Annotated in this window: 24 protein-coding genes; 19 read left to right on the top strand and 5 right to left on the bottom strand. The window is 70.6% G+C overall.

Features of this window, described 5'->3' with window-relative positions; translation table 11 throughout:
- Positions 1-58: 58 nt before the first annotated feature.
- Entirely contained in the window at positions 59-1,258 is a 1,200-nt protein-coding gene (mqnC, locus tag OG488_RS21985) for a cyclic dehypoxanthinyl futalosine synthase (protein ID WP_329231677.1), read from the top strand.
- 7 nt (positions 1,259-1,265) lie between these two features.
- A complete protein-coding gene (locus OG488_RS21990; protein ID WP_329231679.1) occupies positions 1,266-1,910 on the top strand; it encodes an imidazolonepropionase-like domain-containing protein in 645 nt (214 codons plus the stop codon).
- An 80-nt stretch (positions 1,911-1,990) separates the two neighbouring features.
- Here OG488_RS21990 and OG488_RS21995 read toward each other — a convergent pair whose 3' ends face one another.
- Genes OG488_RS21995 through OG488_RS22005 form a run of 3 tightly spaced genes read right to left on the bottom strand, consistent with a single transcriptional unit; the run spans position 1,991 to position 4,347 of the window.
- Entirely contained in the window at positions 1,991-2,941 is a 951-nt protein-coding gene (locus tag OG488_RS21995; RefSeq protein WP_329238911.1) for a DUF3152 domain-containing protein, read from the bottom strand.
- A gap of 50 nt (positions 2,942-2,991) precedes the next feature.
- The gene (locus OG488_RS22000; protein WP_329231680.1) at positions 2,992-3,807 is read right to left on the bottom strand and encodes a hypothetical protein; all 816 of its coding nucleotides are present in this window, start codon (positions 3,805-3,807) and stop codon (positions 2,992-2,994) included.
- 9 nt (positions 3,808-3,816) lie between these two features.
- Positions 3,817-4,347, bottom strand: coding sequence for a SigE family RNA polymerase sigma factor (locus OG488_RS22005; protein ID WP_329231682.1), 531 nt, complete (start codon positions 4,345-4,347; stop codon positions 3,817-3,819).
- 121 nt (positions 4,348-4,468) lie between these two features.
- On the opposite strand from OG488_RS22005, the gene OG488_RS22010 reads away from it, so the two are divergent.
- Positions 4,469-5,161: a demethylmenaquinone methyltransferase gene (locus OG488_RS22010; RefSeq protein ID WP_329231684.1), complete on the top strand. Its 693-nt coding sequence runs from the start codon at positions 4,469-4,471 to the stop codon at positions 5,159-5,161.
- Positions 5,162-5,249: 88 nt separating this feature from the next.
- Here the strand turns inward: OG488_RS22010 and OG488_RS22015 are convergent, their stop codons facing one another.
- Positions 5,250-5,768, bottom strand: a complete 519-nt coding sequence (locus OG488_RS22015; protein WP_329231686.1) for a GNAT family N-acetyltransferase — start codon at positions 5,766-5,768, stop codon at positions 5,250-5,252.
- 96 nt (positions 5,769-5,864) lie between these two features.
- Between OG488_RS22015 and OG488_RS22020 the strand changes: the two genes are divergently transcribed.
- Together OG488_RS22020 and mptB are read left to right on the top strand one after the other, a co-directional pair.
- On the top strand, positions 5,865-7,148 hold the full coding sequence (locus OG488_RS22020) for a geranylgeranyl reductase family protein (RefSeq protein WP_329231688.1): 1,284 nt from the start codon (positions 5,865-5,867) through the stop codon (positions 7,146-7,148).
- Positions 7,149-7,212: 64 nt separating this feature from the next.
- Complete coding sequence (gene mptB / locus OG488_RS22025; RefSeq protein WP_329231690.1) at positions 7,213-8,706, top strand: polyprenol phosphomannose-dependent alpha 1,6 mannosyltransferase MptB; 1,494 nt, start codon at positions 7,213-7,215, stop codon at positions 8,704-8,706.
- 66 nt (positions 8,707-8,772) lie between these two features.
- On the opposite strand, the gene OG488_RS22030 is transcribed toward mptB, so the two are convergent.
- Entirely contained in the window at positions 8,773-9,594 is an 822-nt protein-coding gene (locus OG488_RS22030) for a C40 family peptidase (protein ID WP_329231691.1), read from the bottom strand.
- A gap of 871 nt (positions 9,595-10,465) precedes the next feature.
- Between OG488_RS22030 and OG488_RS22035 the strand changes: the two genes are divergently transcribed.
- The 14 genes from OG488_RS22035 to nuoN are packed head-to-tail and all read left to right on the top strand — an operon-like array spanning position 10,466 to position 26,466.
- Positions 10,466-10,825 carry an NADH-quinone oxidoreductase subunit A gene (locus tag OG488_RS22035; RefSeq protein WP_003992243.1) on the top strand — a complete coding sequence of 120 codons (360 nt, stop codon included), beginning with the start codon at positions 10,466-10,468 and terminating at the stop codon, positions 10,823-10,825.
- 18 nt (positions 10,826-10,843) lie between these two features.
- Entirely contained in the window at positions 10,844-11,398 is a 555-nt protein-coding gene (locus OG488_RS22040) for a NuoB/complex I 20 kDa subunit family protein (RefSeq protein WP_145804190.1), read from the top strand.
- The gene (locus OG488_RS22045) at positions 11,395-12,105 is read left to right on the top strand and encodes an NADH-quinone oxidoreductase subunit C (protein ID WP_329231695.1); all 711 of its coding nucleotides are present in this window, start codon (positions 11,395-11,397) and stop codon (positions 12,103-12,105) included. Before OG488_RS22040 ends, OG488_RS22045 begins: the two co-directional genes overlap by 4 nt.
- Positions 12,105-13,427 (top strand): NADH-quinone oxidoreductase subunit D, encoded by a 1,323-nt coding sequence (locus OG488_RS22050; protein ID WP_329231697.1) that lies wholly within the window; start codon positions 12,105-12,107, stop codon positions 13,425-13,427. Before OG488_RS22045 ends, OG488_RS22050 begins: the two co-directional genes overlap by 1 nt.
- A gap of 29 nt (positions 13,428-13,456) precedes the next feature.
- Positions 13,457-14,296 (top strand): NADH-quinone oxidoreductase subunit NuoE, encoded by an 840-nt coding sequence (gene nuoE, locus OG488_RS22055; protein WP_329238914.1) that lies wholly within the window; start codon positions 13,457-13,459, stop codon positions 14,294-14,296.
- Positions 14,296-15,669, top strand: coding sequence for an NADH-quinone oxidoreductase subunit NuoF (gene nuoF, locus OG488_RS22060; RefSeq protein WP_329231699.1), 1,374 nt, complete (start codon positions 14,296-14,298; stop codon positions 15,667-15,669). Before nuoE ends, nuoF begins: the two co-directional genes overlap by 1 nt.
- On the top strand, positions 15,666-18,173 hold the full coding sequence (locus tag OG488_RS22065) for an NADH-quinone oxidoreductase subunit G (RefSeq protein ID WP_329231701.1): 2,508 nt from the start codon (positions 15,666-15,668) through the stop codon (positions 18,171-18,173). The genes nuoF and OG488_RS22065 overlap by 4 nt, the downstream gene beginning before the upstream one ends.
- A complete protein-coding gene (gene nuoH, locus OG488_RS22070) occupies positions 18,170-19,588 on the top strand; it encodes an NADH-quinone oxidoreductase subunit NuoH (protein WP_329231702.1) in 1,419 nt (472 codons plus the stop codon). Before OG488_RS22065 ends, nuoH begins: the two co-directional genes overlap by 4 nt.
- On the top strand, positions 19,581-20,177 hold the full coding sequence (nuoI, locus tag OG488_RS22075; RefSeq protein ID WP_329231704.1) for an NADH-quinone oxidoreductase subunit NuoI: 597 nt from the start codon (positions 19,581-19,583) through the stop codon (positions 20,175-20,177). The genes nuoH and nuoI overlap by 8 nt, the downstream gene beginning before the upstream one ends.
- Positions 20,174-21,025 (top strand): NADH-quinone oxidoreductase subunit J, encoded by an 852-nt coding sequence (locus OG488_RS22080; RefSeq protein WP_329231706.1) that lies wholly within the window; start codon positions 20,174-20,176, stop codon positions 21,023-21,025. The genes nuoI and OG488_RS22080 overlap by 4 nt, the downstream gene beginning before the upstream one ends.
- On the top strand, positions 21,022-21,321 hold the full coding sequence (nuoK, locus tag OG488_RS22085) for an NADH-quinone oxidoreductase subunit NuoK (RefSeq protein ID WP_099173920.1): 300 nt from the start codon (positions 21,022-21,024) through the stop codon (positions 21,319-21,321). Before OG488_RS22080 ends, nuoK begins: the two co-directional genes overlap by 4 nt.
- Before the next feature lie 12 nt (positions 21,322-21,333).
- The gene (gene nuoL, locus OG488_RS22090; protein ID WP_329231708.1) at positions 21,334-23,229 is read left to right on the top strand and encodes an NADH-quinone oxidoreductase subunit L; all 1,896 of its coding nucleotides are present in this window, start codon (positions 21,334-21,336) and stop codon (positions 23,227-23,229) included.
- A gap of 4 nt (positions 23,230-23,233) precedes the next feature.
- On the top strand, positions 23,234-24,805 hold the full coding sequence (locus tag OG488_RS22095; protein WP_329231710.1) for an NADH-quinone oxidoreductase subunit M: 1,572 nt from the start codon (positions 23,234-23,236) through the stop codon (positions 24,803-24,805).
- Positions 24,802-26,466: an NADH-quinone oxidoreductase subunit NuoN gene (gene nuoN, locus OG488_RS22100; RefSeq protein WP_329231712.1), complete on the top strand. Its 1,665-nt coding sequence runs from the start codon at positions 24,802-24,804 to the stop codon at positions 26,464-26,466. Before OG488_RS22095 ends, nuoN begins: the two co-directional genes overlap by 4 nt.
- Positions 26,467-26,502 lie beyond the last annotated feature (36 nt).

The raw sequence follows: 26,502 nt of genomic DNA on the forward strand, positions 1-26,502 counted from the left end.
GGCGTAGGCTGGATCGGTCCGTGGATCCGTAGAAAAACCGCCGAAAGGTGACAGCCCGGTGACCGAGAAGGCCGACCTTCAGCCCGTCCTCGACCGCGCCGCCGGAGGCGGGCGGATCACTCCGGAGGAGGCGCTCGACCTCTACAGGTCGGCACCGCTGCATGCGCTGGGGGCCGCGGCCGACGCCGTGCGCCGCCGCCGCTACGCCGGCACGGAGCACATCGCGACGTACATCATCGAGCGCAACATCAACTACACCAACGTCTGCGTCACGGCCTGCAAGTTCTGCGCGTTCTACGCGCCGCCCAAGGACACCGCCAAGGGCTGGTCCCGCGACCTCGACGACATCCTGCGCCGCTGCGCGGAGACCGTCGAGCTGGGCGGCACGCAGATCATGTTCCAGGGCGGCCACCACCCGGACTACGGCGTCGAGTACTACGAGGAGCACTTCTCCGCGATCAAGAAGGCGTTCCCGCAGCTGGTCATCCACTCGCTCGGTGCCTCCGAGATCGAGCACATGGCCCGCATCTCGGGTGTCTCCGCGAAGGAGGCGATCGAGCGCATCCACGCCGCCGGTCTCGACTCCTTCGCCGGCGCCGGCGCCGAACTGCTGCCCGCCCGGCCGCGTACGGCGATCGCCCCGCTCAAGGAGTCCGGCGAGCGCTGGCTGGAGATCATGGAGATCGCCCACGGCCTCGGCGTCGAGTCCACCTCCACCATGCTGATGGGCACCGGCGAGACCAACGCCGAACGCATCGAGCACCTGCGGATGATCCGCGACGTCCAGGACCGCACGGGCGGCTTCCGCGCCTTCATCCCGTACACCTACCAGCCGGAGAACAACAAGCTGAAGGGACAGACGCAGGCCACCCTCTTCGAGTACCTGCGGATGATCGCCATCGCCCGGCTCTTCCTCGACAACGTCGCCCACATCCAGGGTTCCTGGCTGACCACCGGCAAGGAGGTCGGCCAGCTGTCCCTGCACTACGGGGCGGACGACCTCGGCTCGATCATGCTGGAGGAGAACGTCGTCTCGTCCGCCGGTGCCAAGCACCGCTCGAACCGGCTCGAGATCATCGACCTCATCCGCAAGGCGGGCCGCGTCCCCGCCCAGCGCGCCACGACCTACGAGCACCTGGTCGTCCACGACGACCCGGCGAACGACCCGGTCGACGAGCGCGTCGTCTCGCACATCTCCTCCACCGCGATCGCGGGCGGCACGGCGCACCCGGAGCTGAAGCTCCTCGACGCCCGCTGAGACACGCGTGCTGACCGTGCACGCCGCGCCCCTGGTCCTGCCGGTCGGCGCGGCGCCCGTCGAGGAGGGTGCGGTGGCCGTGGACGGCGACCGGATCGTGGCCCTCGGGCCGCTGGACGCGGTCGTGGCCGCGCACCCGGCGGCCCGGGTCCGGCGGTGGCCCGGCGTCCTCACACCGGGCCTGCGCCAGTGGGACGGCGTCCCGCTGCTGACCCGGTGCTACCACCCCGACCCGCGCGAGGCCGACGAGCTCGGTGAACAGCCCCTGTCCGGGGCGGAGTTCGAGCGGCTGGACGGGCGGATGGACGAGCCCCGCCGGGCCGGCAGCGTGCGCCGCGGGCTGCAGCGGATGCTGCGCCACGGCACCACCCATGTCGCGGGAGGCTACGCCGAACCCGCCGTACGCACCGCCGTGGCCCGCGCCGGTCTGACCGTGGTCCCGCCGGGCGGGGCCCCGGCCGGCGGACCGGACCTGGACCCCTTCGCGCGGGGACGCGACCTGGCGGGCACCGCGCACGGTCCGCTCGCCGTCGGCGGCCGCGCCGATCTCGCGGTCTTCGACGTGCCGGACGAAGCGGCGCTGTGCGCGGCGGGCGCGGAGACCTGCGTGGCCACGGTCCTCGGCGGGCGGCTGGTGTACCGGCGGCGGTGACGGGGCCGGCGCACGTACGCCCCGGCCTCACAGCACGTACGGCGCCGGCCCCGCCGCACGTACGGCGCCGGCCCCCGGCCTCACGGCACGGAGGGCCCGCCCAGGTAGCGCCCCTTCGCGTCGTACGGCCAGGCGTTGGACACGCAGCCCTTGAGCCCCTTGATCTGCTGCATCATCGCGGGCGCGGGCCTCCCGGTGCCGGGACAGGTCTCGTGGCCGTGGCCCAGCCAGTGGCCGACCTCGTGATTGATGATCAGCGCGCGGTACTCGGACGCGGACCCGTCGAACGTCGGTGAACCCAGCTGCCAGCGGGCGAGGTTGACCATGACGTTCTTCCCGCCGCGGCAGTTCACCTCGCCCCTGGTGTTCAGCCCGTACCGCCCGCAGAGCCGGTCGGTGGTGCTCGGCGTCCCTATGCGGATCACCAGCCCGGCGCTGTTGTCGTCGACCTGACGGAAGGCGCGGCTCGCGCCCTCGGTCCAGCCCCGCGGGTCGGCGAGTATCGCCGCCACGTCCTCGGCGGCCCTGTCCGGGTCCACGCCGATGCCGTCCTCCACCTCGACGCGGTAGCGGCTGCCGCCGCCTCCGGAGGTGGCCCCCCCGTGCGCCACCGTGAAGGTGCCGGGGCCCGAGGACGGCACGGAGCGCGGGTCCACGGGCTCCTCGGGGCCAGGCGATCCCTCGGGCGGCTCGGAGGACTTCGAGGGCGTGGGACGCACCGACGCCTCCCGCGAGGCCGGCGCCTCCGGAGCGGTGGCCGTCGGCGAGGTGCTCCGGTCCGGCTCCCGGCCCGCCGCCACCGCGGCGCCGTCGTCCCGCCACGGCGGGGTGACGAGGAGGAAGGCGGCGACGGCCGATGCCGCGACCACCGCCCCGGCGAAGACGGCGCGCCGTCTTCGCATCCGTCTTCGGCGGTCCTTGGACCGCCTCCGGGCCTGGGTGCGCGAAGGCCGTACCCCCGGAGCGGATGCTCCGGCCCCCCGGCGGGCGCCCGAGGCGCTCCGTATGTGATGTGTGTCGTCGTCGTGCATCGTCTGGTGGCTGTCCGTGGTCTCGGAACGTCCGTCCAGGAAGGGTGGATTCACCCGCCCTGCACGCTGGCCTGCTTCTGGAGCACCGGGTGCTCGTCCGCGTACCGCACGACGTCCAGCAGCCCGCTTCCCCTGACCCCGTCCAGGAGCTGCTCGACGGTCACCGGCGCGGAAACCCCTTTCCCCTCGTCCGGGGAGACGTTGATCAGGACCGTGCTGTTCCCGAATTCGAAGGCGATCGATGTGGACTCCGTCGCAAGGGAGTTGACGGCGGCGCGCCGGAGCCGCGCCTCGACCCCCTCGGTGAGCTCCGCCTTCACGCAGCTCATCCGCTTCTCCGGGACGTCCCGGCAGGCCTCGGCCGCCCGGCCGTCGGCCGGCCGGACCGTGAAGGTCACGGTGAAGACGTTCCCGTCGGCCTCCCCCTGGTAGCGCGCCACGGTGGAGTCGACCGGGCGGACCGTGCCGACGGTGTCCGGCAGCGCCTCGTCCAGCGCCACGGCCGCGCGCTGCTGGAAGTCCTCCAGGCGCTGTCTCTCCCCGGCGGGCAGACCGGTGAGGCCGCCCTCCACCTTCTCCCCGGGGGAGGGCTCCACATGGACCGGGGTGCGGTACGGCGCCGGGGCCGCGGCCACCCCCGTACCGGACGCGGGGGCCCGGCCGGAGCCGCCGCCCGACAGCGCGGCCACGCCGAGCACGCCGAGGGCGACCGCCCCGAAGGCGCCCGCCGTGAGCGCGAGCCGGGTCCTCGCCCGGCGGCGCCCGCCCCGGGCGACGGCCCCGGGCACCAGGTCGGGAAGCGGGCCCAGAGCGTCGGCCGCGCGCTTCATGACGTCTTTGACGAGCAGGGCGTCCTGGTCCGTCATCCGGGCTCCTCAGTTCGGGGTGATGTAGACATGGGCCGGCCCCAGCCGCTCCCGCAGCCGGGCCAGGGAACGCGAGCACTGGCTCTTGACGGTGGACTCGCTGCATCTGAGCAGCTCGGCGACCGACCCCACGCTGAGGTCCTCCCAGTAGCGCAGGACCACCATCGCCCGGGCCCGTGGCGGCAGTTCCGCGAGTGCGGCCAGCAGGGTCACGGTCAGATCGGGGCCGACGGCGGCCCGGGGCACCTCGATGGGGGTGTGGGCCAGGAGGTCGCGCAGCCGGCGTCGGCGCTCGGCGAGATACGTCCGCGTCAGCACCGTGCGCGCGTAGGCCTCGGGGCGGTCGGCCGCGCTCACCCGCCGCCAGTGCTGGAAGATCTTCGCCAGGGCCGTCTGGGTCAGGTCGCGGGCACTCTCCCGGTCACCGCAGAGCAGGTACGCCGTGCGGTACAGACGCTGCTGGTTCGCCCGGGCGAAATCCTCGAACGTGTCCTCGAAGGCGCCCGGGCCGGTGGAGCCCCTGTCGCGCAGGACGGGCATCCGGCCTCCTCTCACAGTCTCCGGTGGGTCTCACCCCTGTACGAGCGCCGTCGGCCCCGAAAGGTTGAAGCCGTTCCACGCCGCCGCGAGGGAGCGGGGGCGGGGCTGCTTGAATGGGAGGGTGACCCGAGCATCCCTGGACAAGCAGCCGCACGAAGTCGCCTCGATGTTCGACGACGTGGCGGCGAACTACGACCTCACCAACGACGTGCTGTCGCTCGGACAGGCGCGGCTCTGGCGCAAGGAGGTCGCCCGCGCCGTCGACGCCCGGCCCGCCCAGAAGATCCTCGACCTGGCGGCCGGTACGGCCACCTCCTCGCAGCCGTTCGCGCAGGCCGGTGCCTATGTGGTGCCCTGCGACTTCTCCATCGGCATGCTCCGGGTCGGCAAGGAGCGCCACCCGTGGATGCCCTTCACCGCGGGCGACGGCACGAAGCTCCCGTTCAAGGACGAGACCTTCGACGCGGTCACGATCTCCTTCGGTCTGCGCAACATCCAGGACACCGGCGCCGCGCTCGCCGAGCTGTACCGCGTGACCCGGCGGGGCGGCCGGGTGGTGATCTGCGAGTTCTCCCAGCCGACCTGGACGCCCTTCCGGACCGTCTACACCGAGTACCTGATGCGCGCGCTGCCGCCGGTCGCGCGGGCCGTCTCGTCCAACCCCGACGCCTACGTCTACCTCGCCGAGTCGATCCGCGCCTGGCCCGACCAGTCCGGCCTCGCGACGCTGATGCAGAAGGCCGGCTGGTCGAAGGTGGCCTGGCGCAATCTCACCGGCGGAGTGGTGGCCCTGCACCGGGGCGTGCGCGACTGACTCCCCCCCGGCGGCCGGAGCTCGGAGCTCCGGCCCCCGGCCGGCCACCCGGTGGCCGGAGCGCCGGCCGGCCACCCGGCGGCGGGGCTCAGAGCTCCAGCCGGAAGCAGTACGCCTCCTGCTGCGACACCGGGCTGACGTACGTCTCGGCCTGCCGCATGCCGAGGCGTACGGCGACGGCCACCGAGCGCGCGTTGCGTGTGTTGATCATCGCCACGACCTCCCGCACCCCGAGCGCCCTCACGCGCTCCAGCGTCGCCCGCGCGGCGGAGGTCGCGTACCCGTGCCCCCATGCCGCACGGCCCAGCCGCCAGCCGATCTCGATCTCGCCGACCGGGCCGAACGACTCGTGGGGCCACGGCTGGGCGCCCGTGAAGCCGAGCACCTCTCCCGCGTCGTCGAGGACCGTCCACAGGCAGTGGCCGAGCTCCGCGTCGTGGCGGCGCTGGCGGGCGGTCAACTCCTCGTACACGGAGTACTCCGCCGGGCGGCCGCCGTGGAACTCCATCACCTCCGGGTCGGCGAACACCCGGTGCCAGGCCAGGGCGTCCTCGTCGGTGGGGACACGCAGATGGACGGACGGGATCGGGTCAGTTGCGTGCGGCATCGGGGAGCCCTTCTGGAGGTTGATCAGCAGGCACCCATAGACTGCACGCGACCTGTGCCGCGCGGCACGCGAATTCGAGTCTTCGGGAGATCCGCCGTGACCGAGCCCCTCTCCGAACACAGCGCGGACGTGATCGTCGTCGGAGCGGGCCCAGCCGGCTCCACCACCGCGTACCACCTCGCCAAGGCCGGACTCGACGTGCTCCTCCTCGAGAAGACGGCCTTCCCGCGGGAGAAGGTCTGCGGCGACGGCCTCACCCCGCGTGCCACCAAGCAGCTCGTCTCCATGGGCATCGACGTCTCCGAAGAGGCCGGCTGGCTGCGCAACAAGGGCCTGCGCATCATCGGCGGCGGCGTCCGCCTCCAGCTGGACTGGCCGGAGCTCGCCTCGTACCCGGACTACGGTCTCGTCCGCAAGCGCGACGACTTCGACGAGCAGCTGGCCCGCCAGGCCCAGAAGGCGGGCGCGCGGCTCCACGAGCGCTGCAACGTCGGCGAGCCGATCAAGGACGAGCGCACCGGCCGCATCACCGGCGTCCACGCCAAGCTCGGCGAGGAGAAGATCCCGGCCACCTTCCACGCCCCGCTCGTCGTCGCCGCCGACGGCAACTCCACCCGGCTCTCCCTCAACATGGGCCTGCACCGTCGCGAGGACCGTCCGATGGGCGTCGCGGTCCGCACGTACTTCACCTCGCCCCGCCACGACGACGACTACCTGGAGTCCTGGCTGGAGCTGTGGGACCGCCGCGGCGCCGAGGACCGCCTGCTGCCCGGCTACGGCTGGATCTTCGGCATGGGCGACGGCACGTCCAACGTCGGCCTCGGCATCCTCAACTCCTCGTCGGCCTTCAGGGAGCTCGACTGGCGCGAGGTGCTCAAGGCCTGGTGCGCCTCCATGCCGGAGGACTGGGGCTACACGCCCGAGAACATGACGATGCCGATCCGCGGCGCCGCGCTCCCGATGGCCTTCAACCGCCAGCCGCACTACACCAAGGGGCTGCTGCTCGTCGGTGACGCGGGCGGCCTCGTCAACCCCTTCAACGGCGAGGGCATCGCGTACGCCATGGAGTCGGGCCAGATCGCCGCGGACGTCATCGTCCAGGCGCACGCCCGCTCGACCCCGGCGCAGCGGGAACTGGCGCTGCAGCACTACCCGAAGGTCCTCAAGGACACCTACGGCGGCTACTACACGCTGGGCCGCGCCTTCGTGAAGATGATCGGGAACCCGCACGTCATGAAGATCGCGACGCAGCGCGGTCTGACCCACCCCCTGCTGATGAAGTTCACGCTGAAGATGCTCGCCAACCTCACCGACCCGACGGGCGGCGACGCCATGGACCGCATCATCAACGGCCTCTCGAAGGTCGCGCCGAAGGCCTGACCCCGGGGCCCGGGTGACCCCCGGGCCCACGCCCCGGCGCGCGGCCCTGCGATAGGTTCGGGCCATGGGGGCATCGAGGGCATGGACCAGCCGGGGCTGCCGGTGGCTCGGCGCGGGCGGATCGCTGGGCGTCGCGCTGGGCGGCTGGGCCGTCGGCACACTGCCCGCCCACGACCCGTGGGGCCTCTGGGTCCCCCACGGGACCGCCGTCACCGCCGCCGGCCACGCACTGGCGTACGGCGGGCTGACCGTGCTCGTCGTCGCCTGGTGGCTGTACGGGCGGACGGGGGCCTCCGTACGCGACACGCTCACCACCCTCGCGTGGTGGACCGTGCCGCTCGTGGTGGCACCACCCCTCTACAGCGCCGACGTCTACAGCTACATCGCGCAGGGCGCGATGGTCCTCGAAGGCCACGACGTCTACAGCGTGGGGCCGTCCGTGCTCGACCCCGGAGGACCGGGCGGCGACGCGGCCGCGAGCGTCGGCGGTCACTGGACCGACACCCCGGCCCCGTACGGTCCGTTCTTCCTCCTCCTGGCCCGGGGCGTGACCTGGGCGACGGGCGGCACGCTCGTGCCCGCCGTCCTCGGGATGCGTCTCATCGCCCTGGGATCGCTGGTGCTGATCGTGTGGGCCCTGCGGAACCTCGCCCGCGAGCACGGCCGCGGCGAGAGCGCCGCCCTGTGGCTGGGCGCGCTGAACCCGCTGCTGCTCATCCATGTCGTCGGCGGTGTCCACAACGACGGTCTGATGACCGGTCTCATGCTGGCGGGCGTGCTGCTCGCGCTGCGCGGGAGGTGGATCACCGGCTCGGCGCTCATCGGTCTCGCCGTGATGGTCAAGTCCCCGGCGGCGGTGGCACTGCTGTTCGTGGGCGTCGTGGTGGGCCGGGCGGCGGGCGGATCCGCCGTGCGCCGGGTGGCGAAGGGGCTGCTGCTGCCCGGGCTGGTCGCCGGGGCGGTCGCGGCCGGGGTGAGCCTCGTCCCCGGTACGGGCTTCGGCTGGCTGGGGACCCAGAGCGTCGCGGGGCGCATCCACACCGCGCTGTCCCTCAGCAGCGACCTCGGCCTCGGACTCGGCGAGCTCCTGCGGCTGCTGGCCGGGACGGACCCGGATCCGGTGAAGTCCGCCGTGCAGAACCTGGGCCTGCTGGTGGCGCTGGTCCTGATCGCCCGCCTCGCGTGGCACGCGGCGACCGGGCGCACGGAACCCGTCCGCGCCCTGGGCCCGGCGCTGCTGGCCCTCGTCGTGCTCTCGCCGATGGTGCAGCCGTGGTACCTGCTGTGGGCCACGGCGGTGATCGCCGCCACCGCGAACGGCGGCCGGGCCCTGGGCGTGGTGACGGTCCTGTCGGCCGCGCTCGTCTACGAGACGCAGCCCTCGGGCTCGACCCCGCCGTACGGCTTCGTGCTGGCCGCTCTCGCCTGTGCGGCGGGTGTGGTGCTCCTGCGCCGGGAGCGGGCCCAGGAGGGGCGGGGCCACGTGCCGGGCCCGCGTCTGCCGACGGATAGCGACGCGGAGGCCGCCGCGGAGGCCGACGCGCCCACGGCACGATGACGGGCCGTCACTCCGGACGGTGGAGTGACGGCCCGCGATCGTGCCGTGGCGTGCCGAGCTTGTGAATCAGAGAACGCGGACCGCGCCCGACGGCGGGTCGTAGTCCAGGGACTTCTGCACGACGCCGGTGCTGGAGTTCTGCGCGCCGACGAACTGGCCGCCGCCCACGTAGATCCCGACGTGGTACGCGCTGCCCGCGCCACCCCAGTACAGGATGTCGCCGGGCTGGAGGTTGTCGAGCGAGACCTGGGTGCCGGCCGTCGACTGGTCCTGCGAGACGCGCGGCAGGTCGATGCCGACCGTGCCGTAGGCGGCCTGGACCAGACCCGAGCAGTCCCACGAGTTCGGGCCGGTGCCGCCGGAGACGTACGCGTCACCGATCTGGGACTGCGCGAACGCGATGACGGACGCGGCGGACCCGGTGGCGGTCGAGGACGACGACGAGGAGGAGGAGCCGGAGGAAGAAGCGGTGGACGCGCTGAGCGTGGTGCGCTCGGCCGAGCGGGAGGCGCGCTCGGCGGCCTCCGCCTTGGCCTCTGCGGCCGCCTCGGCCTTCTTCTTGGCCTCTGCCTTGCGCACCGCCTCGGCCTTGGCCTTCTTGGCGGTCTTCGCCGCGGTGGCGGCTGCGGCGTCCTCGTGAGCCTGGGTCTCGAGGTCGAGGGCGACCGCCTGGGTCGCCTGCGCGGACGCGGCGACGGAGGTGGAGAGCCCGGCGGTGATCGTGGGCATCTCGATGGTCTGGGTCACCGGCTCGGCCTGAGCCGGCCCGGCGGCACCCGCGACCGCGATGGTGCTGAGGACGCCACCGGCAACTCCTGCCCGCAGTGCCGTCTTCGAGGCACTCTGGCGGGGCTTCCGGTGGCTGGGTATGTGAGCGGTGTGGGACATGGGTACTAGCGCTATCAGGGCTGTAGGGGTCCCATCAAGAAACGTGTGTTGCGACACAGTTACGTTCGGAATCTGTGAATCCGCTTGTTAGGGGCCTTTATTGACGCCCTAACGGGCAAAACGGGCACGCGTGTGCACCCCTGTGATCACGGCGTTCTTTCAATACGCCCGAATTGCCCGTCGCTTACCATCCGTTCACACGGTTGGCCAAGCCCGCTTTTCTTGAAGCCTGGGTGGAGTGACGCAGGTCACAGCATGGCTCTTCTGTGAGAGGCAACCGCGCGACCGCGCGCCGCGTACGGAGCGGGGCCGGCGGGCTCCGAGCGGCGGTGCGACCCATTGGTGCGTCATGTCCGTTTTTCCGGCCACCCGTCGGAGGCCGTCGGCGGTCCGTCGGCGGTCCGTCCGTGAGGTCTCCCGATCGTCGCGGAGGAGTGCGTCCGGTAGTTCGTGAATGCGTGCGCATTGTCCACATCGGTACCGGAAGCCCCTCGTCCGAGTGGAGGGGTCATGTGGCGGATTCCTATATCACCCACGCGGTGTCCATCGCCAATTTGCCTGTACGGGCCGTCCATTGATAGAGCTCCGCGCCTTTGACCAGCGGTAACGCCGCAAGATGTCACGTCTCGTAACCGCCCGGCCGCTTCGCGTACGAAGATCACCGCTCATCCGACTTCATGATCGTTCGTCAGGTGGTGGAGATCACAAAGACGTTGCTGTACCCCGTGTCGCAGATCACAGGACAGCAGGCATAAGATGCGGGGCAGTCGGGCTTGTGAACTGCCTCACATGTGCACGATCTTGATGAGGCGGCGAGCCGAATCGCCCGATGCGGTCCAACGGTCAAGGACGACTGGAAGGAGCGAGGAGCGTGAATGCCTACGCGCCCATCCTCGTGCTCGGCGCCCTCGGGGCAGGGTTTGCGATCTTCTCCGTGGTCATGGCCACGCTTATCGGCCCTAAGCGGTACAACCGAGCAAAGCTCGAAGCGTACGAGTGCGGCATCGAACCCACCCCCACTCCAGCCGGAGGCGGCCGTTTCCCCATCAAGTACTACCTGACGGCGATGCTGTTCATCGTCTTCGACATCGAGATCGTCTTCCTCTATCCCTGGGCGGTCACCTTCGACGCCCTGGGGATCTTCGGGCTCGTGGAGATGCTGCTCTTCGTGCTCACCGTCTTCGTCGCCTACGCGTATGTGTGGCGCCGGGGCGGCCTGGAATGGGACTGAGGGGCTGAGGGGCACACCATGGGACTCGAAGAGAAGCTGCCGAGCGGCTTCGTGCTGACCACTGTCGAGCAGGCCGCCGGCTGGGTACGGAAGTCCTCCGTCTTCCCCGCCACCTTCGGCCTCGCCTGCTGCGCCATCGAGATGATGACGACCGGCGCCGGGCGGTACGACCTGGCCCGGTTCGGGATGGAGGTCTTCCGCGGTTCGCCGCGGCAGGCGGACCTGATGATCGTCGCGGGGCGGGTCAGCCAGAAGATGGCACCCGTCCTCCGGCAGGTCTACGACCAGATGCCGAGCCCCAAGTGGGTCATCTCCATGGGGGTGTGCGCGTCATCGGGTGGAATGTTCAATAATTACGCGATTGTTCAGGGTGTTGATCATATTGTCCCGGTCGACATCTATCTGCCGGGATGCCCGCCGCGTCCCGAGATGCTGATCGACGCCATCCTCAAGCTCCACCAGAAGATCCAGGGCACCAAGCTCGGGGTCAACGCGGAGGAGGCCGCCCGCGAGGCGGAGGAGGCGGCCCTCAAGGCGCTCCCCCTGATCGAGATGAAGGGGCTGCTGCGGTGAGCGAGGAACAGAACGGCACGGCGGTACCCACCCCCCGCGACGACTCCGGTGAGGTCGTCGGCGTACGCAAGGGGATGTTCGGCGCCAACAACGGCGGGGACACCTCCGGCTACGGCGGGCTGGTCCGCACGGTGACCCTTCCGGGAGCCACCTCCCGGCCGTACGGCGGCTGGTTCGACGAGGTGGCGGACGAGCTGGAAGGGGCCCTGGAGGAACAGGACCTGCTCCCCGGCGACGTCATCGAGAAGACGGTCGTCGACCGGGGCGAACTCACCTTCTTCATCGCCCGCGAGCACCTGGTCCAGGTCGCCCGCACCCTGCGGGACGACCCGGCCCTGCGCTTCGAGCTCTGCACGGGCGTCAACGGTGTCCACTACCTGCGGGACAAGGGGCGCGAGCTGCACGCGGTCTACCACCTGCGCTCGCTCACCCACGGGCGGCTGATCCGCCTGGAGGTGTCCGCCCCCGACAGCGACCCGCACGTCCCGTCGCTCGTCGGGGTCTACCCGGCCAACGACTGGCACGAGCGCGAGACCTACGACTTCTTCGGCCTGATCTTCGACGGGCACCCCGCCCTGACCCGGATCATGATGCCGGACGACTGGCAGGGCTTCCCGCAGCGCAAGGACTACCCGCTCGGCGGCATCGCCGTCGAGTACAAGGGCGCCCAGATCCCGGCTCCGGACCAGCGGAGGTCGTACAGCTGATGACTACTCCCCACGCAACGCCCAGGGCCACGACCGAGGGGACTGTATATACAGTCACCGGCGGCGACTGGGACGAGGTCGTCGAGTCCGCCGCGAAGTCGGACGACGAGCGCATCATCGTCAACATGGGTCCCCAGCACCCGTCCACGCACGGCGTGCTGAGGCTGATCCTGGAGATCGACGGCGAGACCGTCACCGAGGCCCGCTGCGGCATCGGCTACCTCCACACCGGCATCGAGAAGAACCTCGAATTCCGGAACTGGACCCAGGGCACCACCTTCGTGACCCGCATGGACTACCTGACCCCGTTCTTCAACGAGGCGGCCTACTGCCTCGGGGTCGAGAAGCTCCTCGGCATCGAGGACCAGATCCCCGACCGGGCCACCGTCCTGCGCGTGCTCCTCATGGAGCTCAACCGGATCTCCTCGCACCTGGTGTGCATCGCCACCGGCGGCATGGAGCTCGGCGCCACGACGATCATGATCTACGGTTTCCGCGACCGTGAACTGGTCCTCGACATCTTCGAGCTCATCACCGGCCTCCGGATGAACCACGCGTTCATCCGTCCCGGCGGCCTCGCCCAGGACCTGCCCATGGGCGCGGTCGACCGGCTGCGCGAGTTCATCAGGACCATGAAGAAGAACCTGCCGGAGTACGACAAGCTCGCGACCGGCAACCCCATCTTCAAGGCACGCATGCAGGACGTCGGCTACCTCGACCTGACCGGCTGCGTGGCGCTCGGCGCCACCGGCCCGCTCCTCAGGTCCGCCGGGCTCCCGCACGACCTGCGCAAGACCGATCCGTACTGCGGCTACGAGACCTACGAGTTCGACGTGCCCACCACGGACACCTGCGACGCCTACGGCCGCTTCCTCATCCGTCTCGAGGAGATGCGCCAGTCGCTCAGGATCGTCGAGCAGTGCCTGGACCGGCTGGAGCCGGGCCCGGTCATGGTCGCCGACAAGAAGATCGCCTGGCCCGCGCAGCTCGCGCTGGGACCCGACGGACTCGGCAACTCGCTCGACCACATCAAGAAGATCATGGGCACCTCCATGGAGGCCCTGATCCACCACTTCAAGCTGGTGACCGAGGGCTTCCGGGTCCCGGCCGGGCAGGCGTACACCGCCATCGAGTCGCCCAAGGGCGAACTCGGCGTGCACGTGGTCTCGGACGGCGGCACGCGCCCCTACCGGGTCCATTTCCGCGACCCGTCCTTCACCAACCTGCAAGCCATGGCGGCGATGTGCGAGGGCGGCCAGGTCGCCGACGTCATCGTCGCCGTCGCGTCCATCGACCCCGTGATGGGAGGCGTCGACCGGTGACCGCGTCCAACCAAGAAGTCAGCCTGGGGATGCCGCAGCTCCCCGCCCCGCCCTACCCGGCCGACGTGCTGAACCGGCTCGAAGCGGACGCGAAGGAGGTGATCGCCCGCTATCCCGGCAGCCGCTCCGCGCTGCTGCCGCTGCTGCACCTGGTGCAGTCCGAGGAGGGGTTCGTCTCCCGCACGGGCGTCGCGTTCTGCGCGGACCAGCTCGGCCTCACCACCGCCGAGGTCACCGCGGTCTCCACCTTCTACTCGATGTACCGGCGCCGGCAGAGCGGTGAGTACCAGGTCGGCGTCTGCACCAACACCCTGTGCGCGGTCATGGGCGGCGACGCCATCTTCGACCAGCTCAAGGAGCACCTGGGCGTCGGCAACCACGAGACGACCGAGGACGGCAAGGTCACCCTCGAACACATCGAGTGCAACGCGGCCTGCGACTTCGCACCCGTCGTGATGGTGAACTGGGAGTTCTTCGACAACCAGACGCCCGAGAGCGCGACACGGCTCGTCGACGACCTGCTCGCCGGCCGCACCGTGGAGCCCACCCGGGGCGCGCCGCTCTGCACCTACAAGGAGACGTCCCGGATCCTGGCCGGCTTCCCCGACGGGCGCCCCGGCGCCGTCGAGGCGAGCGGCGGAGCCGGCGCCGCCTCCCTGATCGGGCTGAAGCTCGCCAGGGGCGAGGCCGCGCCGCATGCGCGCGTGGTCGGGCAGCGGGGCGGGACACCGCAGGACGCCGCACCCCAGGACGCCCAGCCCCACGACCCGTCGCCGACCGAGCACCTCAGCTCGCACGACGCGCCGCAGCAGACGTCGGCCTCCGACCCGGAGCACCCGGCCGGGCCCACCGCCGAGGAGGGGGAGTGATGACCTTGGCAGCCGAGATCGACAAGAACGGGACCAGCCCGGAGAAGCTCCTCTCCCCGGTCCTCTCCTCCTTCTGGGACGAACCCGAGTCCTGGACGCTGGACACCTACCGCCGCCACGACGGCTACGAGGGACTGCGCAAGGCCCTGGCCATGGCGCCCGACGACCTCATCGCGTACGTCAAGGACTCCGGTCTGCGCGGACGTGGGGGCGCGGGCTTCCCCACCGGCATGAAGTGGCAGTTCATCCCGCAGGGTGACGGCAAGCCGCACTACCTCGTCGTCAATGCCGACGAGTCGGAGCCCGGGACCTGCAAGGACATCCCGCTCCTCTTCGCGAACCCGCACAGCCTCATCGAGGGCATCGTGATCGCCTGTTACGCGATCCGCTCCTCGCACGCCTTCATCTATCTGCGCGGTGAGGTAGTCCCGGTGCTGCGCCGGCTGCACGAGGCCGTGCGCGAGGCGTACGAGGCGGGTTATCTGGGGGCGAACATCCTGGGTTCGGGGCTCGACCTGGAACTCACGGTGCACGCGGGTGCCGGTGCGTACATCTGCGGAGAGGAAACCGCGCTGCTCGACTCGCTCGAAGGACGGCGCGGCCAGCCCCGGCTGCGTCCCCCCTTCCCCGCGGTCGCCGGTCTGTACGCCTGTCCCACCGTCGTGAACAACGTCGAGTCCATCGCCTCGGTTCCCGCGATCCTGCACAGGGGCAAGGACTGGTTCAAGTCGATGGGCAGCGAGAAGTCCCCGGGCTTCACGCTCTACTCGCTCAGCGGGCACGTCACCAGTCCCGGCCAGTACGAGGCGCCGCTCGGCATCACCCTGCGCCAGCTGCTCGACATGAGCGGCGGCATCCGGGAAGGGCACCGCCTGAAGTTCTGGACACCCGGCGGCTCCTCCACCCCCATGTTCACCGAGGAACACCTCGACGTCCCCCTGGACTACGAGGGAGTCGGCGCCGCCGGGTCCATGCTCGGCACCAAGGCGCTGCAGTGCTTCGACGAGACCACCTGCGTGGTCCGCGCCGTCACCCGCTGGACCGAGTTCTACGCCCACGAGTCCTGCGGCAAGTGCACGCCGTGCCGTGAGGGCACCTACTGGCTCGTCCAGCTGCTCCGCGACATCGAGGCCGGCAAGGGACAGATGGCCGACCTCGACAAGCTGAACGACATCGCCGACACCATCAACGGCAAGTCGTTCTGCGCCCTCGGCGACGGCGCCGCCGCACCGATCTTCTCCTCGCTGAAGTACTTCCGCGAGGAGTACGAGCAGCACATCACCGGCAAGGGCTGCCCCTTCGACCCGGCCCGGTCGACCCTCTGGGCCGACGACAAGGACGACAAGAACGCTCACCGGGGGGTGAACGCATGACAGTCACCACGAGTGCGCCCTCCGGGGGCGGCGAGGCGGCGGTTCCGCCCGAGGACCTCGTCACGCTCACGATCGACGGCATCGAGATCAGCGTGCCCAAGGGCACCCTCGTCATCCGCGCCGCCGAGCTCCTGGGCATCGAGATCCCGCGCTTCTGCGACCACCCGCTCCTCGACCCGGTCGGCGCCTGCCGGCAGTGCATCGTCGAGGTCGAGGGCCAGCGCAAGCCGATGGCCTCCTGCACGATCACCTGCACCGACGGCATGGTCGTGAAGTCCCAGATCAGCTCGCCCGTCGCGGAGAAGGCCCAGAAGGGGGTGATGGAGCTCCTGCTCATCAACCACCCGCTGGACTGCCCGGTCTGCGACAAGGGCGGCGAGTGCCCCCTGCAGAACCAGGCGATGTCGCACGGCGGCGCCGACTCCCGCTTCGACGGGAAGAAGCGCACGTTCGAGAAGCCCGTCCCCATCTCCACCCAGGTGCTGCTGGACCGCGAGCGGTGCGTGCTCTGCGCGCGGTGCACCCGCTTCTCCAACCAGGTGGCGGGCGACCCGATGATCGAGCTCCTGGAGCGCGGCGCGCTCCAGCAGGTCGGTACCGGCCAGGGCGACCCCTTCGAGTCGTACTTCTCGGGCAACACCATCCAGATCTGCCCCGTCGGGGCGCTGACCTCGGCGGCGTACCGCTTCCGCTCGCGCCCCTTCGACCTGGTGTCGACGCCCTCCGTGTGCGAGCACTGCGCCGGCGGCTGCGCGACCCGGACCGACCACCGGCGCGGCAAGGTCATGCGGCGGCTCGCCGCCGACGACCCCGAGGTCAACGAGGAGTGGCTCTGCGACAAGGGCCGCTTCGGCTTCCGCTACGCCCAGCAGCGCGACCGGCTCACCAGGCCGCTCGTGCGCAACGCGGACGGTGTGCTGGAGCCCGCGAGCTGGCCCGAGGCGCTGGAGGCCGCGGCGGCCGGTCTCTCGGCGGCGCGCGGCAGGACCGGGGTCCTCACCGGGGGCCGGCTGACCGTCGAGGACGCCTACGCGTACAGCAAGTTCGCGCGGATCGCCCTCGACACCAACGACATCGACTTCCGGGCCCGTGTCCACAGCGGTGAGGAGGCCGACTTCCTCGCCGCGCGGGTGGCGGGGCGCGGACGCGACCTGGACGGCAGCGGCGTCACGTACACCGCGCTGGAGAAGGCCCCGGCCGTCCTGCTGGCCGGCTTCGAGTCCGAGGAGGAGGCGCCCGGCGTCTTCCTCCGGCTCCGCAAGGCCCACCGCAAGCACGGGCAGCGGACGTTCGCGCTCGCCTCGCACGCGAGCCGGGGCCTGGTGAAGACGGGCGGGACGCTCCTCCCCGCCGCACCCGGCACCGAGACCGAATGGCTGGACGCCCTCGCGGGCGGCGTCGGCCTGGAGGCCGAGGGCGCCGCGGCGGCCGAGGCGCTGCGCGCCGAGGGCGCCGTGATCGTGGTGGGCGAACGGCTCGCCGGGGTGCCCGGCGGGCTCACCGCCGCCCTGCGCACCGCCGCCGCGACCGGCGCCGCACTGGTGTGGATCCCCCGCCGGGCCGGCGAACGCGGCGCGCTGGAGGCGGGCGCGCTCCCGTCGCTGCTGCCCGGCGGCCGCCCCGCGACGGACCCGCGGGCCAGGGAGGAGGTGGCCTCCGTCTGGGGCGTCGCCGAACTCCCCTCCCGGTTCGGCCGCGACACCGGCCAGATCGTGGAGGCCGCGGCCACCGGTGAGCTCGGCGCGCTGCTGGTCGCCGGGGTCGACCCCGAGGACCTGCCCGATCCGGCGGGGGCGCTGCGCGCGCTGGACGAGGTCGGGTTCCTGGTCTCGCTGGAGATCCGGCCCGGCGCGGTCACCGAGCGCGCCGACGTGATCCTTCCCGTCGCGGCGGTCGCGGAGAAGCCCGGGACCTTCCTCAACTGGGAAGGCAGGGCGCGGATGTTCGAGGCCGCGCTGAAGCCCGAGCAGCTGCCGCGGACGCTCTGCCCGACCGACGCGCGCGTGCTGCACATGCTGGCCGACGCGCTCGACGTCCACCTCGCGCTGCCCGACCTGCGGGCGGCCCGCCGTGAGCTCGACCGCCTCGGCGGCTGGCAGGGCGGCCACGCCGAGGACCCGCGGGCCACGTCCCGCCCGGTTCCCCGGCCCGGCGACGGCGAGGCGGTCCTCGCGGGCCACCGGATGCTGCTCGACCGGGGCAGGCTCCAGGAGGGCGACGAGGCGCTGGCCGGAACGCGGCACGCGGCCGTCGCCCGGCTCTCGCCGGCCACCGCGGCCGAGTCCGGGGTGAAGGACGGCGACCTGCTGGCCGTCACCGGCCCCGCCGGCACCACCGAACTCCCGCTGGCCGTCACCGAGATGCCGGACCGGGTCGTGTGGGTGCCGCTGGACTCCGTCGGCCGGGGCGTCCCCGCCGACACCGGCGCCCAGCCGGGCGGACTGGTCCGGATCGGTCCGGCCGCCCCGGGTTCCCACGTCGTGACAACGGAGGTAGGAGAGTGACCGGCCTCGCCCAACTCGCCGCGGCACCGCGGGGGACCGTCCTCGCGGCCGAGGACCTCTCGATGTTCGGCACGGACCCCTGGTGGCTCGTCGTCGTCAAGGCGGTGTTCTGCTTCGCGTTCCTGATGGTGACCGTGCTCTTCTCCATCGTGTGGGAGCGCAAGGTCGTCGCCTGGATGCAGCTGCGCATCGGGCCCAACCGGCACGGCCCCTGGGGCATGCTCCAGTCGCTCGCCGACGGCATCAAGCTGATGCTCAAGGAAGACGTCGTCGTCAAGCGCGCCGACAAGGTCGTCTACATCCTGGCCCCGATCGTGGCCGCCGCACCCGCGTTCATGGCGATCGCGGTGATCCCGTTCGGCCCGTCCGGCAACGAGGTCTCGATCTTCGGCCACCGCACGACGATGCAGCTGACCGACCTGCCGATCGCGATGCTGTACATCCTCGCGGTCGCCTCCGTCGGCATCTACGGCATCGTGCTGGCCGGCTGGTCCTCCGGATCGACGTATCCGCTGCTCGGCGGTCTGCGCTCCTGCGCCCAGATGATCAGCTACGAGATCGCGATGGGCGCCGCGTTCGCCTCGGTGTTCCTCTACTCGGGGTCGATGTCGACCTCGGAGATCGTGGCGGCACAGGAGGACCGCTGGTTCGTCCTCCTGCTGCCGGTCTCCTTCATCATCTACATCATCACGATGGTCGGCGAGACCAACCGCGCCCCGTTCGACATGCCCGAGTCCGAGGGCGACCTGGTCGGCGGCTTCAACACCGAGTACTCCTCGATCAAGTTCGCGATGTTCATGCTCGCCGAGTACGTCAACATGGTCACCGTCTCCGCGGTCTCCGTGACCCTGTTCCTGGGCGGCTGGCGGGCTCCGTACCCGGTCAGCACCTTCTGGGAGGGAGCGAACCACGGCTGGTGGCCGATGCTCTGGTTCGTCATCAAGGTGCAGCTGCTCCTCTTCTTCTTCATCTGGCTGCGCGGCACCCTTCCCCGCGTCCGCTACGACCAGCTGATGAAGCTCGGCTGGAAGGTCCTGATCCCGGTCTCCGTCGTCTGGCTGATGCTGGTCGCCACCGTCAGGGCGATGAACAACGAGGGCTACGACTACTCCAAGATCCTGCTCTACGTCGCCGGAGCCGTGATCGGGGTCCTGCTGATCTCCTTCGTCGCCGACATCTTCCGCGACCGGAGGACCAAGGCCGCCGAGGAGGCGGCCGGACCCGAGCCGGCGTTCGACCCGATGGCGGGCGGATATCCGGTGCCCCCGCTGCCGGGCCAGTCCCTGCCGCCGGTGCCGCGCCGTACGCCCCGACGGGAGCGGGAGCTCGTCGTCAGCGGCGGGCCGGACACCCGGAGCGACGACCTGGCGAGTGACGGAAGTGCGAGTGACGGAAGGGAGGCCGACGGTGTCTGAGTCATCGGACCCCTCAGGGGAGAAGTTCCAGAATCCTGTGGCCGGCTTCGGCGTGACCTTCAAGGCCATGTTCAAGAAGCGGCTGACGGAGCAGTACCCGGAGACGCAGAAGGTGACGGCGCCGCGCTTCCACGGGCGGCACCAGCTCAACCGCCACCCGGACGGGCTGGAGAAGTGCGTCGGCTGCGAGCTCTGCGCCTGGGCGTGTCCGGCGGACGCGATCTACGTGGAGGGCGCGGACAACACCGACGAGGAGCGCTACTCCCCGGGGGAGCGCTACGGCCGCGTCTACCAGATCAACTACGCGCGCTGCATCCTGTGCGGGCTCTGCATCGAGGCGTGCCCCACCCGGGCACTGACCATGACGAACGAGTTCGAGCTCGCCAACACCACCCGCGAGAGCCTCATCTACACCAAGGACGAGCTGCTCGCGGGGCTGGAGGAAGGCATGGTCGACAGCCCCCACGCGATCTTCCCCGGCATGGACGAACAGGACTACTACCGCGGTCTGGTGACCGAGGCGGCTTCCGGTACGGAGCGCCAGGTCGCCGTCTCCAAGGGAGAAGCGGACAAGGAGGTGGACGCATGACCGCCGCCCTGGCCGCTGCCACCGCCACCTCGACCGGCGAGGCCGTCCAGTTCTGGATCCTCGGCACCGTCGCCGTCATCGGCGCGCTCGCGACCGTCCTCATGAAGAAGGCGGTGCACAGCGCGCTGTCGCTCGCCGGCACCATGATCGTGCTGGCGGTCTTCTACCTCGCCAACGGTGCCTACTTCCTGGGCATCGTCCAGGTCGTCGTCTACACCGGCGCGATCATGATGCTGTTCCTCTTCGTGGTCATGCTCGTCGGTGTCACGGCGGCGGACTCGCTGAAGGAGACCCTCAAGGGACAGCGGTGGCTGGCCGCCGCCTGCGGGCTCGGCTTCGGCATCCTGCTGATCGCCGGCATCGGGCAGGCGTCCCTGTCCACCTTCAACGGCCTGGGGACGGCGAACGCCCGGCACGGCGGCAACGTCGAGGGCCTCGCCAACCTCATCTTCACCAAGTACGTCTTCGCGTTCGAGATCACCGGCGCCCTGCTGATCACGGCGACCGTCGGGGCGATGCTGCTCACCCACCGCGAGCGCACCGAGCGCGCGAAGACGCAGCGGGAGCTCTCCCACGAGCGGGTGCGCAGCAGCCACCTCCCGCCCCTGCCCGCCCCCGGTGTCTACGCCCGGCACAACGCCGTGGACATCGCGGGACTGCTGCCGGACGGCACCCCGTCCGAGCTCACCGTCATGCAGACGCTGCGGCAACGCGGCCAGATCCGCGACGTGTCCAGCGAAGCGCTCGCCGACCTCAAGGCGCTGGAACAGCGCTCGGGGGAGCGGCTCGGACGTGACCGCGGGCCGGCCCGTGACCACGCGGAAGAAGAGGAGGAGGTCGCCAAGTGAATCCGGTCAACTACCTCTACCTCGCGGCCCTTTTGTTCACGATCGGCGCCTCCGGCGTCCTGATCAGGCGGAACGCGATCGTGGTGTTCATGTGCATCGAGCTGATGCTCAACGCCTGCAACCTCACGCTCGTCGCGTTCTCCCGGATGCACGGCAACCTCGACGGCCAGATCATCGCCTTCTTCACGATGGTCGTCGCCGCCGCGGAGGTCGTCATCGGGCTCGCGATCATCGTGTCGCTGTTCCGCTCCCGCCACTCGGCCTCGGTCGACGACGCCAGCCTGATGAAGCTGTAAGGGGTCGGAATCGTGGAAAACCTGATTGCGCTGCTCGTCGCGGCGCCCCTGCTCGGAGCGGCGGTCCTGCTCTGCGGAGGCCGCCGGCTCGACCGGGCCGGACACTGGATCGGCACGGTGCTCGCCGCCGCGTCGTTCGTCATCGGCGCCGTGCTGTTCACCGACATGCTGGGCAGGGGCGCCGAGGACCGCGCCCTGCACCAGCACCTGTACAGCTGGATCCCCGTCGAGGGGTTCCAGGCCGACGTGGCCTTCCAGCTCGACCAGCTGTCGATGACGTTCGTCCTGCTGATCACCGGTGTGGGCACGCTGATCCACATCTACTCCATCGGCTACATGGAGCACGACGAGCGGCGACGCCGCTTCTTCGGCTACCTGAACCTCTTCCTCGCGGCGATGCTGATCCTGGTCATCGCCGACAACTACCTGCTGCTGTACGTCGGGTGGGAGGGCGTCGGTCTGGCGTCGTACCTGCTCATCGGCTTCTGGCAGCACAAGCCCAGCGCGGCCACCGCCGCCAAGAAGGCCTTCCTGGTCAACCGGGTCGGCGACATGGGCCTGTCGATCGCGATCATGCTGATGTTCACCACCTTCGGCACCTTCGCCTTCGGGCCGGTGCTGGAGGCGACCGGGGACACGAGCGAGGGCAAGCTCACCGCGATCGGCCTGATGCTGCTCCTCGCGGCCTGCGGAAAGTCGGCCCAGGTGCCGCTGCAGTCCTGGCTCGGTGACGCGATGGAGGGCCCGACCCCGGTCTCGGCCCTCATCCACGCCGCCACCATGGTGACCGCGGGCGTCTACCTGATCGTCCGCTCCGGAGCGATCTTCAACGGGGCCCCCGACGCCCAGCTGGTCGTCGTGGTCGTCGGCGCGGTCACGCTGATCTTCGGTGCGGTCGTCGGTTGCGCCAAGGACGACATCAAGAAGGCCCTCGCCGGGTCGACGATGTCGCAGATCGGCTACATGATCCTCGCCGCGGGCCTCGGCCCGATCGGCTACGTCTTCGCGATCATGCACCTCGTGACGCACGGCTTCTTCAAGGCCGGTCTCTTCCTCGGCGCCGGCTCGGTCATGCACGGCATGAACGACGAGGTCGACATGCGGAAGTACGGCGGCCTGCGGACGTACATGCCGGTCACCTTCGTCACCTTCGGCCTCGGCTACCTCGCGATCATCGGCTTCCCCGGCCTGTCCGGCTTCTTCTCCAAGGACATGATCATCGAGGCGGCCTTCGCCAAGGGCGGCACCGAGGGCTGGATCCTCGGCTCCGTCACCCTGCTGGGCGCCGCGATCACCGCGTTCTACATGACGCGCGTGATGCTGCTGACGTTCTTCGGCGAGAAGCGCTGGCAGCCGGACGCGGAGGGCCACGAGCCCCACCCGCACGAGTCACCGAAGTCCATGACGATCCCGATGATCGTGCTGGCCTTCGGGTCGGTCTTCGCCGGAGGCTTCTTCTCCATCGGCGACCGCTTCCTGCACTGGCTGGAGCCCGTCACCGGGCACGACCACGGACACGCCCCGGTCAGCGCGACCACCGTCACCGCCGCCACCATGGTGGTGCTCGTCATCGGTGTCGCCGTCGCCTGGGCCATGTACGGGCGCAGGCCCGTCCCGGCCGTCGCCCCGCGCGGCTCGCTGCTCACCAGGGCGGCCCGCCGGGACCTCCTCCAGGACGACTTCAACCACGTGGTCCTGGTCCGCGGCGGCGAGCACCTCACCCGCTCCCTGGTCTACGTCGACCACACCCTGGTCGACGGCGTCGTCAACGGCACGGCCGCCTCGATGGGCGGGCTCTCCGGCCGGCTGCGCAAGCTGCAGAACGGCTACGCCCGCTCCTACGCGGTCTCGATGTTCGGCGGTGCGGCGGTCCTCATCGCCGCGACCCTGCTGATGAGGGCGGTCTGATCCCATGTCCTTTCCCCTCCTGACAGCGACGGCGGCCCTCCCGGCGATCGGCGCGATCGCCACCGCCGCCGTGCCGGCCGCCCGGCGCACCGCGGCCAAGTGGCTCGCCCTGGTCGTCTCGCTGGCCACACTCGTCCTGGCCGGTGTCGTCTTCGCCCGCTTCGAACCGGGCGGCGACCGCTACCAGCTCACCGAATCGCACGCCTGGATCAAGGACTTCGGCGTCCGCTACGAACTGGGCGTCGACGGCATCGGGGTGGCGCTCCTCGCGCTCACCGCGCTGCTGATCCCCTTCGTGATCCTGGCGGGCTGGCACGACGCCGACCCCCTGGAGACCAACTCCAGCCGGTGGCGCCCGACCCAGGGCTTCTTCGCCCTGATCCTCATGGTCGAGGCGATGGTGATCCTGTCCTTCGTGGCCACCGACGTCTTCCTCTTCTACATCCTCTTCGAAGCCATGCTCATCCCGATGTACTTCCTCATCGGCGGGTTCGGGGACCGGGCCCACTCGGGCAGCGACGAGAACGCCGCGGCGCAGCGCAGCTACGCCGCCGTGAAGTTCCTCCTCTACAACCTGGCCGGCGGGCTCATCATGCTGGCCGCCGTCATCGGGCTCTACGTCGTCGCGGGGAGCTTCTCGCTCTCCGAGATCGCCGAGGCCCGGGCCAACGGCTCGCTGGACATGGCGACCTCCACCGAGCGGTGGCTGTTCCTCGGGTTCTTCTTCGCCTTCGCGGTGAAGGCCCCGCTCTGGCCGCTGCACACGTGGCTGCCCAACGCGATGGGTGAGGCGACCACTCCGGTGGCCGTCCTCATCACGGCGGTCGTCGACAAGGTCGGCACCTTCGCGATGCTGCGCTTCTGCCTCCAGCTGTTCCCGGAGGCCAGCAAGTGGGCGACGCCGGTGATCCTCGTCCTGGCCCTGATCTCCATCGTCTACGGCGCGCTGCTCGCCGTGGGCCAGCGCGACATCAAGCGGCTCATCGCCTACGCGTCGATCTCGCACTTCGGTTTCATCGTGCTCGGGATCTTCGCCATGACCAGTCAGGGCCAGTCGGGCGCCACGCTCTACATGGTCAACCACGGCATCTCGACGGCCGCGCTGATGCTGGTCGCCGGCTTCCTGATCACCCGGCGGGGCTCGCGGCTCATCGCGGACTACGGCGGGGTGCAGAAGGTGGCGCCCGTCCTGGCGGGGACCTTCCTCATCGGCGGTCTGGCCACCCTCTCGCTGCCCGGTCTCGCCCCGTTCGTCAGTGAGTTCCTGGTCCTGGTCGGCACGTTCAGCGCGTACCCGGCGGCGGGCATCATCGCCACCGTCGGCATCGTGCTCGCCGCGCTGTACGTCCTCGTCCTCTACCAGCGGACGATGACGGGGCCGGTCAGGGAGGGGATCGGGGGCATGCCCGACCTCAAGGTCCGCGAGCTGGCGGTGGCCCTTCCGCTGATCGCCCTGCTGATCTTCCTCGGCGTCTTCCCGAAGCCGCTCACGGAGGTCGTCGACCCGGCGGTGCAGCACACCATGCACGACGTACAGAAGAAGGACCCCCAGCCCGAGGTGGAGGCCGCCAAGTGAGCGCAACAGCTGTCCACAGCCTGTGGACGACGGCGGGCGGGGTGACGACGGCCGCCCCGGGCGACAAGTTCACCGCTCCGACCATCGAGTACGCCCAACTGGCGCCCGTCCTCATCGTGATCGGGGCCGCCGTCCTCGGGATCCTGGTGGAGGCCTTCGTCCCGCGACGGGCCCGCTACACCGTCCAGGTGTTCCTGACGGTCGTCGCCATCGCCGCCGCGTTCGCCGCGGTGGTGGGGCTCGCCGCCGACGGGTACGCCACGAAGAACGCGCACATCGCCGCGATGGGCGCGGTCGCCGTCGACGGACCCGCCCTGTTCCTGCAGGGCACCATCCTGCTCGTCTCGATGGTCTCCGTCTTCACGTTCGCCGAGCGGCGCCTCGACCCGGCCGCACACGGCAACCGTGTGGACTCCTTCGCCGCCCAGGCCGGTTCGGTGCCCGGCAGCGAGGGCGAGAAGGCCGCGGTCAAGGCCGGGTTCACCACGACCGAGGTCTTCCCGCTGGCCCTCTTCTCCGTGGCGGGCATGCTGGTCTTCCCCGCGGCCAACGACCTCCTGACGCTCTTCGTCGCCCTGGAGGTCTTCTCCCTCCCGCTCTACCTCCTCTGCGCCGTCGCCCGCCGCAAGCGGCTGATGTCGCAGGAGGCCGCCGTGAAGTACTTCCTGCTCGGCGCCTTCTCCTCGGCCTTCCTGCTCTTCGGGATCGCCCTGCTCTACGGATACGCGGGCACCGTCTCGTACGCCGGCATCGCGAACGTCGTCGACGGCAGCGTCCAGCAGATCGACCCAGCGCTCGCCGACACCATGGGCAACGACGCGCTGCTGCTCATCGGCGGCGCGATGATCCTCATGGGCCTGCTCTTCAAGGTCGGCGCCGTCCCGTTCCACATGTGGACCCCGGACGTCTACCAGGGCGCCCCGACCCCGGTCACCGGCTTCATGGCCGCGGCCACGAAGGTCGCCGCGTTCGGCGCCCTGCTGCGCCTGCTGTACGTGGTGCTGCCCGGCCTCACCTGGGACCTGCGCCCCGTCATGTGGGGCGTCGCGATCGTCACGATGCTGGGCGGGGCGATCGTCGCGATCACCCAGACCGACATCAAGCGGCTCCTGGCCTACTCCTCGATCGCCCACGCGGGCTTCATCCTCGCCGGTGTCATCGCGGCCAGCCCGGAGGGTGTCTCCTCGGTCCTCTTCTACCTCGGGGTGTACTCCTTCGTGACCGTCGGCGCCTTCGCCGTCGTCACCCTGGTGCGCGACGCGGGCGGCGAGGCGACCCACCTGTCGAAGTGGGCCGGTCTCGGACGGCGCTCACCGCTGACCGCGGCGGTCTTCGCCGTGTTCCTGCTCTCCTTCGCCGGCATCCCGCTCACCTCCGGCTTCTCCGGCAAGTTCGCCGTCTTCAAGGCGGCGGCGGACGGTGGTGCGAGCGGTCTCGTCGTGGTGGGTGTGATCTCGTCGGCCATCGCCGCCTTCTTCTACATCCGGGTCATCGTCCTGATGTTCTTCAGCGAGCCGAAGGCGGACGGCCCGACGGTCGCCGTCCCGTCCCCGCTGACGATGACCACCATCGCGGTCGGGGTCGCCGTGACCCTGGTGCTGGGCCTGGCCCCGCAGTACTTCCTCGACCTGGCGAGCCAGGCGGGAGTCTTCGTGCGGTGACGCACCGCAGTACCACGACGACGCCGGACGGGCCTG

This window comes from Streptomyces sp. NBC_01460, from assembly GCF_036227405.1.
Lineage (GTDB): Bacteria > Actinomycetota > Actinomycetes > Streptomycetales > Streptomycetaceae > Streptomyces.

What these genes read in the sequence shown, in the direction of transcription:
- OG488_RS22065 (WP_329231701.1), top strand. Translation starts at nt 15,666, where the DNA reads ATGACAGTCACCACGAGTGCGCCCTCCGGGGGCGGCGAGGCGGCGGTT.
- OG488_RS22030 (WP_329231691.1), bottom strand. Translation starts at nt 9,594, where the DNA reads ATGTCCCACACCGCTCACATACCCAGCCACCGGAAGCCCCGCCAGAGT.
- OG488_RS22095 (WP_329231710.1), top strand. Translation starts at nt 23,234, where the DNA reads ATGTCCTTTCCCCTCCTGACAGCGACGGCGGCCCTCCCGGCGATCGGC.
- nuoE (WP_329238914.1), top strand. Translation starts at nt 13,457, where the DNA reads ATGCCGCAGCTCCCCGCCCCGCCCTACCCGGCCGACGTGCTGAACCGG.
- OG488_RS22000 (WP_329231680.1), bottom strand. Translation starts at nt 3,807, where the DNA reads ATGACGGACCAGGACGCCCTGCTCGTCAAAGACGTCATGAAGCGCGCG.
- OG488_RS21995 (WP_329238911.1), bottom strand. Translation starts at nt 2,941, where the DNA reads ATGCACGACGACGACACACATCACATACGGAGCGCCTCGGGCGCCCGC.
- nuoF (WP_329231699.1), top strand. Translation starts at nt 14,296, where the DNA reads ATGACCTTGGCAGCCGAGATCGACAAGAACGGGACCAGCCCGGAGAAG.
- mptB (WP_329231690.1), top strand. Translation starts at nt 7,213, where the DNA reads ATGGGGGCATCGAGGGCATGGACCAGCCGGGGCTGCCGGTGGCTCGGC.
- OG488_RS22005 (WP_329231682.1), bottom strand. Translation starts at nt 4,347, where the DNA reads ATGCCCGTCCTGCGCGACAGGGGCTCCACCGGCCCGGGCGCCTTCGAG.
- OG488_RS22080 (WP_329231706.1), top strand. Translation starts at nt 20,174, where the DNA reads ATGACCGCCGCCCTGGCCGCTGCCACCGCCACCTCGACCGGCGAGGCC.
- OG488_RS22040 (WP_145804190.1), top strand. Translation starts at nt 10,844, where the DNA reads ATGGGACTCGAAGAGAAGCTGCCGAGCGGCTTCGTGCTGACCACTGTC.
- OG488_RS22050 (WP_329231697.1), top strand. Translation starts at nt 12,105, where the DNA reads ATGACTACTCCCCACGCAACGCCCAGGGCCACGACCGAGGGGACTGTA.
- OG488_RS22015 (WP_329231686.1), bottom strand. Translation starts at nt 5,768, where the DNA reads ATGCCGCACGCAACTGACCCGATCCCGTCCGTCCATCTGCGTGTCCCC.